Here is a 14,611-nt window from a genome sequence, read left to right on the forward strand (position 1 = left end):
TTAACTCTTATATTAGGCAGATTGCAAGGGATAACAATTATTGTTCCCGGGAACACAGTCAACAAAATTGCCATATCAGAAAACAACGGTGGTGATTAAATGGATGAAAACTTTTCTTTGATTATGCCCATAAAGGTAAAACCCTATGAACATCAATATAGCGCTTTTAAGTTTGCCTGTGAAAAATTCGGATTGCTTCCCGGAAGCTCTCGAAGCAGAGGAGTTGCACTGCTTATGGAGATGGGAACCGGAAAAACTCTCACAAGCATAGGAATTGCGGGAGCATTGTATTTGTCCGGAAAGGTAAAAAAGGTTCTTGTTGTATCGCCATTATCAATAGTGTGTGTTTGGGAACAGGAGTTTAAAAAGTTTGCAGACTTTCCCTACACAGTAACTATTCTTAAAGGAACTAAAGAGGACAAGATAAAAGCTTTGACAGATATAGACAGCAATGCGCTTCAGGTGGTTATCGTAAATTATGAAAGCGCATGGCGAATTGAAAAAAGAGCTTTTAAGCTTTAATCCAGACCTTATTATTGCCGACGAGGGTCACAAGCTCAAGGAAGCGAGAACTGCCCAGTCAAAAGCCATGCATCATCTCGGTAACAAAGCCGGATACAAACTTCTGCTTACCGGCACTGTTATAACAAACCGTGAGCTTGATGTCTTTTCCCAATACAAATTTTTAGACCCTAACATATTCGGCGACAGCTTTTACGCTTTCAGGAACAAATATTTTGACATGGTGGGTTACGGCAATCATATACCGAGATTTAAAAATTCTATGACAAATGATTTTCTTATGAAAATGCACTCGGCAGCATTCAGAGTTACAAAGGATGAATGTCTCGACCTTCCGAAAATAACCGAGGAGGTTCGCTATGTGGAGCTTGAGCCTATCGCCATGAAATTATACAAGAACATCGAAAAGGACAGCTATACCCAGATTTCTCAGTCTGACGTTTCCACTGTGAATATTCTCACTAAGCTTTTAAGGCTATCTCAGGTTACCGGAGGACATCTCACTGATGACGAAGGCAAAATATTTATGGTGAGTAAGGCAAAGCTCGACGCACTTTCAGATATTATCGAAAGAGCAAAAAGCGAGGACAAAAAGATAATTGTTATGGCAAGATTTGTCACCGAGCTTAACGACATAGAAAAACTGCTTCAAAGAAAAAACATAAAATATTCTGCTGTTCGTGGCGGTACAAAAAACCGCCGTGAGGAAATCAGGCGTTTTCAGGAAGATCCGGACTGTTCTGTATTTTTAGGTCAAATTGCCGCAGCAGGTCTTGGAATTACACTTACTGCCGCATCAACAATGGTTTTCTACTCTCTTGACTACAGCATGAGTAATTTCGAACAGGCAAAGGCGAGAATCCACAGGGTATCTCAAAAAGAGAACTGTCACTATATTTACCTTATTGCCAAAAAACACAGTGGATAAGAAAATCCTCCATTCTCTGCGCCACAAGGTTGACCTTGCCAAAACATTGGTTGACGACTACCGAAAGGGAATCAACCCATTTCAATAACTTTCAGTAAAGGAAACATTACATACGGAAAATAAAATGCTTACACTTGCAGACAATCTCAAATCACTTCGTGATGAAAAGAAACAGCTTGAGGACAAGCTTAAAAACATCAACTCACAAATAGATGAAACGGACTACAGACTTGCCATAGCTATGGCTGAATCTGAAACACAAAACTTCACCCACAGCGGAACTATGTTCTGTCTTACCACAAAAATGAGGGTTTCACCCCTAATCGAACAAAAGAGCTATCTGTTTGAAGAGCTCAAAAATAAAGGATATGGCGATTTAGTTTATGAAACCGTAAATTCAAACTCCCTTTCCGCCTTTGTAAAGGAACAAATGGCGGAAAACAACGATACCCTCCCCAACTGGCTTATAGGCTTGGTGAGAGTATTTGAAAAAACTACAGTGACCGTAAGAAAAACATCAAAGTAAAGAAAGGAAAACAGACTATGAATAACACAAATGAAATAAGCAAAACAGACAACAGCGGATTTCTGGCAGTAAAGGACTTTAATCTCAACAACATGGTTTCTCAGGAAATGGAGGGACTTAACGTTTCCTTTGAAAGAATAAAAATCCCATCCGGAGGAACAACAATGTTTGAAATTCCGGGCGACAACCCCGACGAGCCGGAAAATGTTAAGGAGTTTTCCGCCGTTATTCTCTATCATCACCCCTTGTACTCCTATTATAAGGACAAATACACAGGCGGCAGCAATCCTCCCGATTGCAACAGTATCGACGGTATGTTCGGCGACGGTGTTCCGGGAGGTAAATGCTCTGAATGCCCCTACAATCAGTTCGGCTCGGGAGAAAACGGCTCAAAAGCATGTAAAAACAGACGCAGACTTTATATTCTCCGTGAGGGAGAAATATTTCCTATGATTTTATCGCTTCCCACAAGCTCTCTTAATGATTTCAGCCGCTATCTTATGCGACAGCTTTCAAAGGGCAACAAGTCAAATATGATTGTAACACGTTTTTCCCTGAAAAAAGCCGTAAACAACAGCGGAATTTCCTATTCACAGGCACAATTCTCTCTTGAGCGCAAGCTCACCCCTGAGGAATATACATTTATATCAGCCATGAGCGAGCAGGTAAAGGAATTTAAAAACAATGTAAGCTATGAAGCAGAGGACAACCTTTCAATCACAGTTGACCCGGAAACCGGCGAGGTTATTGGAGCATAAACCTATAAAAATGTGCGGGGAGCTTTCTCTCCGCACAATACCGCTTTTTTATAAAATCTTTACTTTTGGGAGGTATTCGAACATATGCACTTAAACTATAAAAACGTCACTGACCTGCCTACAGTATATAAATACATTAAAAATTCCGAAATAGTTGCCTTTGACTATGAAACTGCACCCGATGAAGAGTACCGACAGGAGGAAAAAGCCGCTCTCGACCCTCACAAGGCGCATATTGTGGGCTGTTCTTTTTCCGTTTTACAGGGTACAGGAATATATGTTCCCATAGCCCACAAAACCGGACAAAACGCAGATAAAGATGAGTTTTTTGTGTTTTTAAGGGATTTTCTCACCGATGAAGGAATTATAAAGGTTGCGCACAATCTAAGTTTCGAATCTCAAATGTCATATGCCATGGGAATTGTTATAAAACCTCCGGTATATGACACAATGTCTGCCGCCCAGATGACTTTAAAAAGTCCATATGAATTTAGAGGATTACATGAATGCGGCCTGAAAAAGCTGGCAAGCGAAATATGTTCGGAACCTCTTCCCTCTTTTGACACTGTCACAGGAGGCAGATTTTTCGATGAGCTTGACCCACAGGACAGTGAAACAATACGGTACGCCTGCGCAGACTCCGACTTTTCACTAAGGCTTTATCATATATTTAACAGCTGGTTTGAAAGATTTATTCCAAAACACAGAAAAATCCTTGAGGATATAGAGTCGCCCACCTCAGTTTATCTGGGAATTATGAAATGCAACGGTATACCAATAGACTATCCCCTTATGCTTGAGAGAAAGGCGCAGGCTGAAAGGGAACGAAACAGGATAAGAGAGGAAATTTCCTTTATTATCGGAGATATTCCCATTGGGGAAAATTGCAGTACACAAGCATTCAAGGACTATCTTTTCAAAAACTTAGAGCTTCCGGTGCTAAAAATGACCTCATCGAACAAAGAAGCGGTTGACGATGTAACCCTCATAATGCTCAAGGAATGGTGTCAAAACAACAAACCGGAGCTTTCAGAGCTGTTTACTCTGGTTCAGGAATACAGAAAATGGGGCAAAATAAAGTCTACATACATTGACGGATATATAAAACATATAAATTCAGTGACCAAAAACATCCATCCGAACATATTTTCTTTATCCACAGATACTGGACGTATGAACTGCCAAAACCCAAACGCTCAGAATATGCCCAGAAAGACCAACGACCCTATCGGTGTGAGAAACTTTATAAAAGCTCCCGAAAATTCTCTTATACTCTCCCTTGATTTCTCGCAAATCGAGCTTAGAGTGGGCGCATTTTACTGCAAAGACGAGGTTATGAACCGCATATACAGACAAGGCGGAGATATTCACGCCGCCACAACCTCTGTTATTTTCGGATGTTCCTATGAAGAAGCTCAGGACAAACACAATCCGCTGTACAAGGAACGCAGAACCATAGCCAAAAACGTAAACTTTGGAACCTTTTACGGGCTTTTCCCTAAAGGACTGCAAAAGACTTTAAAATTTAAAGCCGGCATCGAAAAAACTGAACAGGAATGCAGAGATATTATAGAAAATTTAAAAAGCGGCTACAGAGGTCTTTCCACATGGCAGGCAAACACAATAGCGGAAGCCTACCGCACCACATACAGTGAAGCATATCCGGGCAGACGCAGGTATCTTCCCGGCATAAGAAGCGATAATTTCAGCGTGAAGTCCTTTGCCCAGCGTTGTGCTTTAAACACACCGATACAGGGAACCGCCGCAGACATTTTGAAATTATCAGTCGGACGAATACTAAAGGGACTTGATAAGCGACCGTGGCTAAAACCCATTTTACAGATACATGACGAGCTTACCTTTATAATTCCCGAGGACAAGCTCAAAGAAGCTGTGATATTTATAAAAGGCTGTATGGAGGCAAAGCCATTTGAAGAATTTAATCTCCCCCTTATAGCCGAAGCCTCGGCAGGTAAAACCTTTGGAACTATGGAAGAATTGGAGGATATATAGATGTACAGAAATCAGGAAGGCTATGCAGATCCAACTGCAGGAAACGCCATAGAAAACGTATTAAAGGAACAAGAAAAAAATAAATTTATGGGAAAAAATCAGGAAATCCTGTCAAGACCCAAGATATACATAATTTCTAACCACAGCGGAAGCAAAACAGAAAATATTTCCATGGCAATTAAATGCTGTCAATACGCTATAGCCAAAGGAAAAATCCCTGTTGCCCCTCACCTGCTCTACCCACGAATATTAAACGATGGAGATCCGGAGGAAAGAAAGCTCGGTATCATATTCGGTATTTCTCTTATGGATTTCTGCAATGAGGTGTGGTTTTTCGGGAATACTCTTTCCTCTTCCGCAAAGACACAGCTTCAGGAAGCCAAGTTGAGAGGAAAAACAATAAGATATTTTGAATGGAGGTGATTTTATGGATGTAGCGCCACAGGATATTTTAATGTCTTTGTTTAATCCCGAGGACACTGTATGCTTTAGAATCTTTGACGACAAAAAGCGAGGTATCTTCAAAGGGGCAAAGCTTAAAATTCAGGCCGGAAAGTTTTCCTCCATAGAGAACACCCTAAAACAGCACAACAAGGAAAGCCGAGGTATTTTCTTTGTTGTGAACTTCGGCGGAGATTACGACGAAAACATAACAAGGATTAACGCCCAGTTTGTAGAGATGGACGACATGTCGTTTGAGGAACAGCAAAAAGCTGTAGACAGCTTTCCCCTGCCGCCCTCATTGGTTATAAAAACACGAAAATCACTTCATGTATACTGGTTTATGAAAAATGCAGCTGTAGAGAAATTTCGTTCGATTCAGCAACAGCTTATAAAACACTTTCACGGCGACCCGGTTTGTGTAAATGAGAGCCGTGTAATGCGTCTGCCCGGATTTTATCACTGTAAACAGGAGCCTGTTATGGTTACCTGTATATCATTTCATCCTGAGAGAAAATACACACAGGAGCAGTTGTCACAGGTTTTGCCCCCGGTTGAGGAAAAGCCTATTGCGAGGAATGTGGCTTAAAGCCCTATTCTCACCGAATGTTTGTTCAGCAACTTATAAACAGTAACGACCACATAGAACGCAATGTGGACAAGCTGGGAAAACGAAGAATTTTGACAGGTATTAAGCTTGACGACAGACCACAATAACTGCCAAAACACAAAAGACCCTTTGACAGGAAAAATCCTATTTCTTTATATATTACTTTCTATATACACTTTTTAAATTTTAACTTTTGTTTTTGTAAAAATACATTTTTATCTGTAAAAGTGTAAATCAAAAGCTTTTATCTGGAGGTTTTTAACGATGAATGAATCTGATATAACAAAAAGCATTTTAAAATATCTGAAAACTCTCCCCCGCTGTTTTTTCTGGAAAGAACACGGCGGGATTTACGGAACTTCCGGTATTCCTGACATTATAGTCTGTATTGACGGCAGGTTTATCGCTTTGGAAGTTAAAACTCAAAAGGGTAAAGCCACACCCTTACAGAACGCCGCAATAAGAAAAATCCACAGCAGCGGAGGGTTCGCCTTTGTGGTTCGCTCTGTAGAAGAGGCAAAAAACGCAATAGACAGCGCAACAGGAGGTAAAAATGACAGCTAAAGAATATTTATCACAGGCCAGATTTCTTGACAGTCAAATAAATTCCAAAATACAGCAGGTTTCAGCCCTCAACGACCTTGCAGTGAGCGCAACTTCTGTGCTGACCGGTATGCCCCACAGTCCCAATAAAGCCACATCAAAAATGGCTGGTGCTGTTGAAAAAATAATAGACTTACAGGAGGAAATCAACCAGGACATCGACAAACTTGTGGACCTTAAAAAAGAGATTTCCGCAACCATTAAATCCGTACCAAGTGCCGAATTACAGACACTTTTAGAAAAGCGTTATCTATGCTTTGAGACTTGGGAAAAAATAGCGGTGGATATGGGATATAGTATTCAGCACATTTACAGGATGAACGATACCGCTTTGAAAGAAGTCACACTGGTTCTGCAACATGAGAGTAAATGTGATTGAATGAGAGTACATACAAATGCTATTATTATAATGGAAAAATGAAGAAAGCCTTGTAGGAGAAATCCTGCGAGGCTTTTTTGTACCCTAAGGAGGTGACACAGTGCCCAGAAAGCCAAAACGTCCCTGCCGCATGAACGGCTGTCCCAATCTTGCCGAAGACGGCGAGCTTTACTGCCATATACACAAAGGAACAGAAATGCAGGAGTACAACCACTACCGCCGTGACCCGGAAGCAAATAAACGCTACGGCAGAGCATGGAAGCGAATACGTGACCGATACATAAGCAAGCATCCGCTGTGCGAGGATTGCCTGAGCCGTGGCATCTACCGGCCGGCTGAGGAAGTTCATCACAAGTTACCCCTTGCTGACGGAGGAACACACGAGAAAAATAATCTTGTTTCTCTCTGCCGTTCCTGTCACATGAAAGCCCACGGCGTTCTAGGAACACGAACTCCCCACAACCGCTAAAGGAAGGGGTATAAAAATCTCTACGCCTTTTTCTATCGGTCAGCGGCCTGGGGTCTTGTGTTCAAAAAAGTCAAATTCAAAAGGGTAATTAAAAAGCCGCCACATTGCTGTGACGGTTAAGTAATTTATTTATTCCATTCCATAATAAACTCTTTTTCGTTGGTAATGTCATCCACATTCTCTGAGACAATTTGAAATTGCTCACGCTTATAAAAACGCACTGCTTTAGTGTTCTTTTGATAGACACTTAAACTTATGTTCGGTTTGATGTTTTTCACGTAGTTTAATAACTTTTTTCCTATTCCTTTTGATTGTTTATCTTCCTTAACGAAAATACCTGCGATATAATTATCCGTCAATCCGATAAAGCCATCAATAAAATCTGCGGTGTCATCCTCATGTACATATATTTCTGCGTCAGGCAATATTTCTTTTACTATCTCATAGTTACTTTCCCAGTATTCCTTTGGAATAAAGTCATGCGCTTTAATATTCGTATCAATCCATATCTGCATAACAGCAGGTAAATCATTTTTCTTAAATTGTCTTATCATAAAATATCTCCATGAATATAGATTTTCTAACTTAATTATACATCTTTATTTTCAAATTAACAACGAGGACGGTGAAAAAGTGCCTACTAAATCCAACAACACCGGCGGACGGGGCGGTGCAAGACCCGGGGCTGGGCGAAAGAAAAAATCTCTTGCAGAAAAAATTGAAAATGGTAATACAGGCGGAAAGAAGCTTAAAATTCTTGATATTCCGGACGTGAGCGGTGTTGAAATGCCAAAGCCTCATTATTTCTTTCTTGTCGGCTTTACATTGTCTGCCGGATTTAAAGAACCGTCTATTTCTCCGTGTTCCTGTTCATAAGCTTTTATGTTTTCTCTAATCAATACAAGTATATGACTGTTTACGGAACGTCCTTCATAATCTGCCACAAAGCCCAGCTTTTCCAGCATTTCTTCCTCTATACGTATTGATACACTTTTTATAGCCATACAACTGCCTCCATATAGATATATTATATGTTTATTTTATAGCTATCATGTGTTATAATATGTTTTTAGATATACCATATATCTATTATTTTTTTAGGAGTGATTACATGAAAGTCGCAGTTGTTGGTTCAAGAAATCTTTATGTCAATGCTTTAGGAAAATATCTCCCAGAAAATGTTACTGAAATAATTTCCGGCGGCGCTAAAGGTGTTGATACATCCGCAAGGGAATACGCTATGTACAATAACATAAAGCTTACTGAGTTTTTGCCGGAGTACAGCAAATACGGACGCTCCGCTCCCCTCAAGCGAAACATAACCATAATTGAAAATGCAGATCTGGTTCTTGCCTTTTGGGACGGAAGCTCCCGAGGAACAAAGTATGTTATAGATCAATGCAGAAAGCGAAATATTCCCATAAAAGTTTTTAAACCCATTTGTCCATAACGGAGAATTTTCCGTCTGCGCTTGATTTTTGCCTTTCTTAGAGTGATATATGTTACTACCAATCAGGAAAGGTGGTATTTAAAATGGAAAAAGCCATTGATGATTTTATTGTTTCCAGAATAAATTATCACGGCAGTAACGAAAGCGAGTTTCTTAAAGAAGCTTATCTAAGCTTTAGTGATGCGGTTCAAAAGCTCAGGGATACGCTGACACCGGAACAGGAAATCCTTTTCAAAAAATGTGAAAACGCATACGGTGTTCTTGACGGAGAAACCATCAATTTCTATTATCAGGCGTGTTTTCAGACGCAATATGTTTTTTAAAAAGCTGGCTCAGATAAAAATAAACGTGTGTCTGTAATGTCAAAAATACACAAATACAGACACACAACATCGTGTAGTATATTATCAGTAAAACACTGGATATAGTACGCTTTTAGAGTTAATATGTGTGTACCAAAAGAAAGACGGAGGACACAGAAATGAACGAAAAGCTTATGAACCAGGTTAACGAAATGAAAAAACAGACCATCGGCGTTGAAATAGAGATGAACAACATCACGAGAGAAAAAGCCGCAAAGATTGCCGCTGAATTCTTCGGAACAAACAGGTACAAGAACACAGCAAGAAGAAACGGTTATCAGACATTTTCAGCTTGGGACGGACAAGGCAGAGAATGGAAGTTCCAAAAGGATGTAAGCATGCCGGTCTCAACGATGAAAAATGCGAGCTTGTGACACCTATTCTCAACTACGAGGACATGGAAACACTGCAGGAACTTGTAAGACTTCTTCGCAGAGCCGGAGCAAAAAGCGACGCCACAAGAGGCTGCGGAGTTCACATTCATATTGGAGCAAAGGGACACACACCTAAAACTCTGAGAAACCTCGCAAACATTATGGCAAGCCATGAAAGCCTGCTGGCAGAAGCACTGCAAATCGACAAAGGCAGAATGAACCGCTACTGCAAAATGGTAAACCCTGAATTTTTACAGGAAATAAACTCCCAAAAACCTAATACCATGGCGGAGCTTGCAGACATTTGGTACGGAAGCCACGGAGCAGACTTACGCAGGGATCACCACTACAACGACAGCCGCTACCATATGCTTAACCTCCACGCAACCTTTACAAAGGGAACAGTTGAATTCAGACTTTTCCAATTCGACGCACCGGAAAACGGCAGACAAAACGGACTTCACGCAGGACAGCTTAAAAGCTACATTCAGCTTTGCTTGGCATTGAGCCAAATGGCAAAAACAGTGAGAACTGCAAGTCCAAAGCCACAGCAAAATGAAAATCCAAAGTACGCAATGAGAACATGGCTTTTAAGACTTGGATTTATCGGCGAGGAATTTTCCACTGCCAGAGATATTCTCACAAGAAAGCTTTCCGGAGATTCAGCCTTCAGAAACGGCAGAGTTGCCTGAACACAATAAAAATCACCCAGACCGCTTCGGCGGTCTTAAGGTGGTGATAAAACTTTGAAAGGACTGAAAATTATGGAAAAACGTTACTACGGAGCATACGGAAGCAATCTCAATATCAGACAGATGAAAATGCGCTGTCCACAGGCGAGAATTATCGGAACATCGGTACTTGAGAACAATCAGCTTTTGTTCAAAGGCAGTAAAACCGGCTATTATTTAACAGTTGAGCCTAAAGAAAACTGTAAGGTTCCAATCGCTGTTTGGGAAGTGACACAGGCTGATGAGCTTTCCTTGGATAGATACGAGGGCTTCCCTATCTTTTACTATAAAAAAGAAATTGTACTTCCGGTCAAGGGAATAAAAACCGGAAAGGTACAAAACAGAAATGTTTTCCTTTATATCATGCACGAGGACAGCCCCATTGGAAAGCCTTCATCCTTGTATCTTAGAACCTGCCTTGAGGGTTACAGAAACTTTGGATTTGACAATAAACCACTGATAAACGCTTACTTAAACTGCGGAGGTAACATATGAAAAACGAAAGCCACGAAACAAACATTTGCCCCTGCTGTGGAAAGGCATACACCGCCCGCCCCGCTCTTTCGAGAAAAGACGGTAAAACACTTATTTGTCCGGACTGCGGTATAAAAGAAGCGCTTTCAAGTCTTGGAATAAGTTTAGAGGAACAGGAAAAGATTTTGGAAGTGATTCACAGGAACAGTTATTGAAACAACACTGCTGCTATGATATTATTTTATAAGAAATATCTGACTGAAAGGGTGATTGTTTGCTGTTTCATAAATTTAAGACTCAGGAAGAACGCAGAGAATTCGGCGGTTCGGATTTTATAGAGTTTCAATATTGTCTATTACCTCAAAATACGATCACCGAACAAATATTCACAACAGGTTCAATACAGCACTGGAAAAACGATTCTCTGTATGTTTACGGAGATGATTTAGAAATATTTTTAACTCATTACGGGGAAATCATTACCGACGGACTTTATGCAAATCTAAAACAAGGCTACATTGACCCGCTCGGTATCAATTTTTATACTCAAGAACAGATAAATCACTTTATACAGCTAATAGAAATAAAAAAGCCGTTAGAATATCAAACCTTGCTCCACTGGTTAAATAATGGAAAACATTATATAGGCTTCTATATTTTAGGAGAATAACAAATATTAAGAAAGCGTCTGGAAACAGGCGCTTTTTTGTAAAATGCAAAGTTTACTTGACAACAAATGCAAAGTTTGCTATACTAAAAATGCAAAGTTTACTTGTCAAGCGGGAGGGATTTTTTGGAAACGAAAATAAAAGAACTTAGAAAAGAAAGAAAACTATCCCAGGAAGAACTGGCGTTAGCTGTCGGTACCACAAGACAAACCATTACATCTATAGAAACCGGAAAATATATCGCTTCCCTGCCTCTTGCATATAAGATAGCCCATTATTTTGGTCTGACAATAGAAGAAGTTTTTGATTTGTCTGAATATTCTTAATGAAAGGATTTTTAAAATGGAAAAGTACAAAAAGACTCTAACTAAAAGAATTTATGCGTTAACCTTGGTTGTACTTATTGCTGTTGCTTTGGGAGTATTTGACGCATTCTTTGCCACTGCCGAAATAAAATCCAGCGTGATTTTCAGCTTTCAATGCGGTCTGACATCTGCCTGTGGGCTGATTGCACTTGCTTTTATTGCCCGCTATAAAAGAGCCTTGTCAGATGAAAAAAACATTAAACTGCTTTTCAACAAAGAAAACGACGAGCGAATGAAAGCAATCAAATACAAAGCGGGAATACCCATGCTTTTGGTAACCTCTGTTTTAATGATTATATCGGCTGTTATCATTGGATATTTTAATGTTACCGCTTTTTATACCCTGATTGCCGCTTCCCTTTGTCAGTTGGTTTTATCCTGTATAGTTAAATTCGTGTACATAAAGCGAAGCTGATTGGAAAGGAGCATTTATCTATGAACAAAAAGCTTTTAAAGGACTATCTTGTAATCACTTTTGCAATAACCGTTTTGTTTTGGGGAGGAGCGGCTGTTTTGAGTCAGCTTTTAAATATGACCGTCTATGACCTTCCCATAAGAGTTATGCATTTTATCGGAGGTTTTTCTCCTACAATCGCTTCCTATATTTCTCTTAAAAGAAACGGACATGTGAACAGCTTTTTTCATTGGCTTAAAAAGGTTTTCGACTTCAAACACTCGCTTTTATCCTACGGGCTTGTTTTGCTTTTTGTCCTGATTTATTATCTGCTGGGTTGCGCCATAAACGGGTTCTCTATTGGTTCTCCTGTTTACATGCTTATTGTAATTATCCCTCTTATGCTTTTCAGCGGCGGAAACGAGGAAGCAGGCTGGCGAATGATTTTACAGCCGGAGCTTGAAAAAAGCTTTAACTTCAACATTGCCACTATAATCACCGCAGTAATATGGTGGATATGGCACTTGCCGATTTTTTTCATAAACGGAACAGCCAACTCAAATATGAATTATTTTCTGTTCGGTATAATGTGCCTGACGCTTTCCTATGCTTTGGCAACCATAAGAAAGATTTCAAAAGGAACATTCCCCTGTATACTGACACACTGTTTAATAAACGGTGTGTCCGGTGTGATTGTTTTTCAGTTCAGCGCTTTAAGCTGTGTAGTGACCTTGATTGTCACTATAATAGTTTCATTGGCTATACTTGCATTGGAGAAATCAGGCTCAAAATCCAAATATTAAACATCTCATACAGTGATAAAATGCCGAAAACAAACTTAAATTAAAACGTACAGCGTCTGGAAACAGGCGCTTTTTTCGTATCTATTCTTAGGAGGTGACATTTATCAGAAAGCTTAAAAAGTACAAGCCCACTTCATTTATGGCGGAGGGGTCCCGGTATAACAAGGACTTAGCCGATTATGCCGTGGGGTTTATTCAGTGTCTTTGCCACACAAAAGGTACTTGGGCGAGAACTCCTTTTGAACTTATCGACTGGCAGGAACAGATTATCCGTGACATTTTTGGAATTGTCAAAAAGAACGGATACCGGCAGTTTAACACGGCATACATAGAAATTCCAAAAAAGCAGGGAAAGTCGGAGCTTGCGGCGGCTGTAGCTTTGCTTCTCACCTGCGGCGACGGTGAGGAACGTGCCGAGGTTTACGGCTGTGCCGCCGACCGTCAGCAGGCTTCCATTGTCTTTAATGTGGCGGCGGATATGGTGAGGATGTGTTCGGCTCTCTCCAAAAGGGTTAAGATTTTGGATTCCCAGAAAAAGCTTATTTATCAACCCACCGGAAGCATATATCAGGTCTTATCCGCTGATGTGGGAAACAAGCATGGCTTTAATACCCACGGTGTGGTTTTTGACGAGCTTCACACACAGCCAAACAGAAAGCTATTTGACGTTATGACAAAAGGTTCGGGCGATGCCCGAATGCAGCCGTTATACTTTCTCATAACCACAGCCGGCAACGATACAAAGTCTATTTGCTACGAGATACACCAAAAAGCCAAAGATATTATTGATGGAAGAAAAATTGACCATACCTTTTACCCTGTTATTTACGGAGCTGAGGAAAGCGACGACTGGACGGACCCTAAGGTGTGGAAAAAAGCTAACCCCTCTCTTGGAATAACCGTTTCAATAGACAAGGTAAAGGACGCCTGTGAATCTGCAAAGCAAAATCCTGGTGAGGAAAACTCATTCCGTCAGCTAAGGCTAAACCAATGGGTTAAACAAGCTGTTCGCTGGATGCCCATGGAACGCTGGGACAGGTGTGCTTTTTCTGTTTCAGAAGAGGATTTAGAGGGGCGTGTGTGCTACGGAGGACTTGACCTTTCATCGTCTACCGATATAACAGCCTTTGTTCTGGTTTTCCCTCCTGAATATGAGGGCGATAAATACGTGATTCTCCCCTACTTTTGGATACCTGAGGAAAACATGGATCTGCGTGTCCGCCGTGACCATGTCCCCTATGACCTTTGGGAGCGGCAGGGATTTTTGCAGACTACCGAGGGATATGTTGTGCATTACGGTTACATTGAAAAGTTCATTGAACGGTTGGGAGAACGGTTCAATATTAGAGAAATCGCCTTTGACCGCTGGGGTGCTGTCCAGATGGTACAGAACCTTGAGGGCATGGGATTTACTGTTGTTCCATTCGGTCAGGGATTTGAGGATATGTCGCCGCCCACCAAGGAGCTTATGAAGCTGGTGTTAGAAGAAAAGATTGCCCATGGCGGACAACCGGTTCTCCGCTGGATGATGGATAACATTTTCATAAGAACAGACCCTGCGGGAAATATAAAACCCGACAAGAAAAAATCTTCTGAAAAAATTGACGGAGCTGTTGCGTCCATTATGGCTTTGGACAGGGCAATAAGATGCGGCAACCAAAACACAGCCAGCGTTTACGACAGCCGTGGACTTTTATTCATTTAAAAAGGGTCACGCTAAAGCGCAACCCTTTGGATAAAT

At 40.8% G+C, this 14,611-nt stretch carries 21 protein-coding genes and 1 pseudogene; 20 read left to right on the top strand and 2 right to left on the bottom strand.

Translation table 11 applies throughout. From position 1 onward, the window contains the following. The first annotated feature begins 99 nt into the window (after window positions 1–99). From CGICJO_RS10445 to CGICJO_RS10490, 10 genes are all read left to right on the top strand, one after another. Window positions 100–522, top strand: coding sequence for an SNF2-related protein (locus CGICJO_RS10445; protein WP_486498822.1), 423 nt, complete (start codon window positions 100–102; stop codon window positions 520–522). Continuing rightward, on the top strand, window positions 479–1,450 hold the full coding sequence (locus tag CGICJO_RS10450; RefSeq protein ID WP_486498823.1) for a DEAD/DEAH box helicase: 972 nt from the start codon (window positions 479–481) through the stop codon (window positions 1,448–1,450). The genes CGICJO_RS10445 and CGICJO_RS10450 overlap by 44 nt, the downstream gene beginning before the upstream one ends. A gap of 124 nt (window positions 1,451–1,574) precedes the next feature. Beyond that, window positions 1,575–1,976: a gp33 family protein gene (locus CGICJO_RS10455; protein ID WP_486498824.1), complete on the top strand. Its 402-nt coding sequence runs from the start codon at window positions 1,575–1,577 to the stop codon at window positions 1,974–1,976. A gap of 17 nt (window positions 1,977–1,993) precedes the next feature. Further along, on the top strand, window positions 1,994–2,734 hold the full coding sequence (locus CGICJO_RS10460; RefSeq protein ID WP_486498825.1) for a hypothetical protein: 741 nt from the start codon (window positions 1,994–1,996) through the stop codon (window positions 2,732–2,734). 84 nt (window positions 2,735–2,818) lie between these two features. Continuing rightward, entirely contained in the window at window positions 2,819–4,747 is a 1,929-nt protein-coding gene (locus CGICJO_RS10465; protein WP_486498826.1) for a bifunctional 3'-5' exonuclease/DNA polymerase, read from the top strand. Beyond that, window positions 4,748–5,170 carry a DUF7768 domain-containing protein gene (locus CGICJO_RS10470; protein WP_486498827.1) on the top strand — a complete coding sequence of 141 codons (423 nt, stop codon included), beginning with the start codon at window positions 4,748–4,750 and terminating at the stop codon, window positions 5,168–5,170. A 4-nt stretch (window positions 5,171–5,174) separates the two neighbouring features. Continuing rightward, a complete protein-coding gene (locus tag CGICJO_RS10475) occupies window positions 5,175–5,777 on the top strand; it encodes a DNA-primase RepB domain-containing protein (protein ID WP_486498828.1) in 603 nt (200 codons plus the stop codon). A gap of 285 nt (window positions 5,778–6,062) precedes the next feature. After that, entirely contained in the window at window positions 6,063–6,362 is a 300-nt protein-coding gene (locus CGICJO_RS10480) for a VRR-NUC domain-containing protein (protein WP_486498829.1), read from the top strand. Beyond that, the gene (locus tag CGICJO_RS10485) at window positions 6,352–6,780 is read left to right on the top strand and encodes a hypothetical protein (protein ID WP_486498830.1); all 429 of its coding nucleotides are present in this window, start codon (window positions 6,352–6,354) and stop codon (window positions 6,778–6,780) included. Before CGICJO_RS10480 ends, CGICJO_RS10485 begins: the two co-directional genes overlap by 11 nt. Window positions 6,781–6,880: 100 nt before the next feature. Next, window positions 6,881–7,249, top strand: coding sequence for an HNH endonuclease (locus CGICJO_RS10490; RefSeq protein ID WP_486498831.1), 369 nt, complete (start codon window positions 6,881–6,883; stop codon window positions 7,247–7,249). A gap of 125 nt (window positions 7,250–7,374) precedes the next feature. Here CGICJO_RS10490 and CGICJO_RS10495 read toward each other — a convergent pair whose 3' ends face one another. Together CGICJO_RS10495 and CGICJO_RS10500 are read right to left on the bottom strand one after the other, a co-directional pair. Further along, on the bottom strand, window positions 7,375–7,803 hold the full coding sequence (locus CGICJO_RS10495) for an N-acetyltransferase (protein ID WP_486498832.1): 429 nt from the start codon (window positions 7,801–7,803) through the stop codon (window positions 7,375–7,377). Window positions 7,804–8,049: 246 nt separating this feature from the next. Then, window positions 8,050–8,253, bottom strand: a complete 204-nt coding sequence (locus CGICJO_RS10500) for an Arc family DNA-binding protein (protein ID WP_087379467.1) — start codon at window positions 8,251–8,253, stop codon at window positions 8,050–8,052. A gap of 107 nt (window positions 8,254–8,360) precedes the next feature. Here CGICJO_RS10500 and CGICJO_RS10505 point away from each other — a divergent pair, with 107 nt between their 5' ends. The 10 genes and pseudogenes from CGICJO_RS10505 to CGICJO_RS10550 all read left to right on the top strand — a co-directional run bounded on the left by CGICJO_RS10505 (window position 8,361) and on the right by CGICJO_RS10550 (window position 14,575). Then, complete coding sequence (locus tag CGICJO_RS10505) at window positions 8,361–8,699, top strand: DNA-processing protein DprA (protein ID WP_486498833.1); 339 nt, start codon at window positions 8,361–8,363, stop codon at window positions 8,697–8,699. Window positions 8,700–8,782: 83 nt separating this feature from the next. Next, window positions 8,783–9,022, top strand: a complete 240-nt coding sequence (locus tag CGICJO_RS10510; protein ID WP_486498834.1) for a hypothetical protein — start codon at window positions 8,783–8,785, stop codon at window positions 9,020–9,022. A gap of 158 nt (window positions 9,023–9,180) precedes the next feature. Continuing rightward, window positions 9,181–10,127 (top strand): annotated as a pseudogene (locus CGICJO_RS10515) (amidoligase family protein). A gap of 69 nt (window positions 10,128–10,196) precedes the next feature. Next, complete coding sequence (locus tag CGICJO_RS10520; RefSeq protein ID WP_486500025.1) at window positions 10,197–10,661, top strand: gamma-glutamylcyclotransferase family protein; 465 nt, start codon at window positions 10,197–10,199, stop codon at window positions 10,659–10,661. Next, window positions 10,658–10,855 carry a hypothetical protein gene (locus CGICJO_RS10525; RefSeq protein ID WP_486498835.1) on the top strand — a complete coding sequence of 66 codons (198 nt, stop codon included), beginning with the start codon at window positions 10,658–10,660 and terminating at the stop codon, window positions 10,853–10,855. Before CGICJO_RS10520 ends, CGICJO_RS10525 begins: the two co-directional genes overlap by 4 nt. A gap of 59 nt (window positions 10,856–10,914) precedes the next feature. Next, complete coding sequence (locus CGICJO_RS10530; RefSeq protein WP_486498836.1) at window positions 10,915–11,310, top strand: hypothetical protein; 396 nt, start codon at window positions 10,915–10,917, stop codon at window positions 11,308–11,310. 123 nt (window positions 11,311–11,433) lie between these two features. Further along, complete coding sequence (locus CGICJO_RS10535) at window positions 11,434–11,634, top strand: helix-turn-helix transcriptional regulator (protein WP_486498837.1); 201 nt, start codon at window positions 11,434–11,436, stop codon at window positions 11,632–11,634. A 16-nt stretch (window positions 11,635–11,650) separates the two neighbouring features. After that, window positions 11,651–12,088, top strand: a complete 438-nt coding sequence (locus CGICJO_RS10540) for a hypothetical protein (RefSeq protein WP_087379450.1) — start codon at window positions 11,651–11,653, stop codon at window positions 12,086–12,088. Between the two features lie 20 nt (window positions 12,089–12,108). Continuing rightward, the gene (locus tag CGICJO_RS10545) at window positions 12,109–12,870 is read left to right on the top strand and encodes a CPBP family intramembrane glutamic endopeptidase (protein WP_486498838.1); all 762 of its coding nucleotides are present in this window, start codon (window positions 12,109–12,111) and stop codon (window positions 12,868–12,870) included. A 103-nt stretch (window positions 12,871–12,973) separates the two neighbouring features. Continuing rightward, window positions 12,974–14,575, top strand: coding sequence for a terminase large subunit (locus CGICJO_RS10550; RefSeq protein WP_486500026.1), 1,602 nt, complete (start codon window positions 12,974–12,976; stop codon window positions 14,573–14,575). The last annotated feature ends 36 nt before the right edge of the window (window positions 14,576–14,611 follow it).

It is taken from the genome of Candidatus Limousia pullorum, assembly GCF_057405065.1.

Bases quoted from the DNA above. Each gene is read 5' to 3' on its own strand.
- CGICJO_RS10445 (WP_486498822.1), top strand. From the start codon at position 100: ATGGATGAAAACTTTTCTTTGATTATGCCCATAAAGGTAAAACCCTAT.
- CGICJO_RS10450 (WP_486498823.1), top strand. From the start codon at position 479: ATGAAAGCGCATGGCGAATTGAAAAAAGAGCTTTTAAGCTTTAATCCA.
- CGICJO_RS10455 (WP_486498824.1), top strand. From the start codon at position 1,575: ATGCTTACACTTGCAGACAATCTCAAATCACTTCGTGATGAAAAGAAA.
- CGICJO_RS10460 (WP_486498825.1), top strand. From the start codon at position 1,994: ATGAATAACACAAATGAAATAAGCAAAACAGACAACAGCGGATTTCTG.
- CGICJO_RS10465 (WP_486498826.1), top strand. From the start codon at position 2,819: ATGCACTTAAACTATAAAAACGTCACTGACCTGCCTACAGTATATAAA.
- CGICJO_RS10470 (WP_486498827.1), top strand. From the start codon at position 4,748: ATGTACAGAAATCAGGAAGGCTATGCAGATCCAACTGCAGGAAACGCC.
- CGICJO_RS10475 (WP_486498828.1), top strand. From the start codon at position 5,175: ATGGATGTAGCGCCACAGGATATTTTAATGTCTTTGTTTAATCCCGAG.
- CGICJO_RS10480 (WP_486498829.1), top strand. From the start codon at position 6,063: ATGAATGAATCTGATATAACAAAAAGCATTTTAAAATATCTGAAAACT.
- CGICJO_RS10485 (WP_486498830.1), top strand. From the start codon at position 6,352: ATGACAGCTAAAGAATATTTATCACAGGCCAGATTTCTTGACAGTCAA.
- CGICJO_RS10495 (WP_486498832.1), bottom strand. From the start codon at position 7,803: ATGATAAGACAATTTAAGAAAAATGATTTACCTGCTGTTATGCAGATA.
- CGICJO_RS10500 (WP_087379467.1), bottom strand. From the start codon at position 8,253: ATGGCTATAAAAAGTGTATCAATACGTATAGAGGAAGAAATGCTGGAA.
- CGICJO_RS10505 (WP_486498833.1), top strand. From the start codon at position 8,361: ATGAAAGTCGCAGTTGTTGGTTCAAGAAATCTTTATGTCAATGCTTTA.
- CGICJO_RS10510 (WP_486498834.1), top strand. From the start codon at position 8,783: ATGGAAAAAGCCATTGATGATTTTATTGTTTCCAGAATAAATTATCAC.
- CGICJO_RS10525 (WP_486498835.1), top strand. From the start codon at position 10,658: ATGAAAAACGAAAGCCACGAAACAAACATTTGCCCCTGCTGTGGAAAG.
- CGICJO_RS10540 (WP_087379450.1), top strand. From the start codon at position 11,651: ATGGAAAAGTACAAAAAGACTCTAACTAAAAGAATTTATGCGTTAACC.
- CGICJO_RS10545 (WP_486498838.1), top strand. From the start codon at position 12,109: ATGAACAAAAAGCTTTTAAAGGACTATCTTGTAATCACTTTTGCAATA.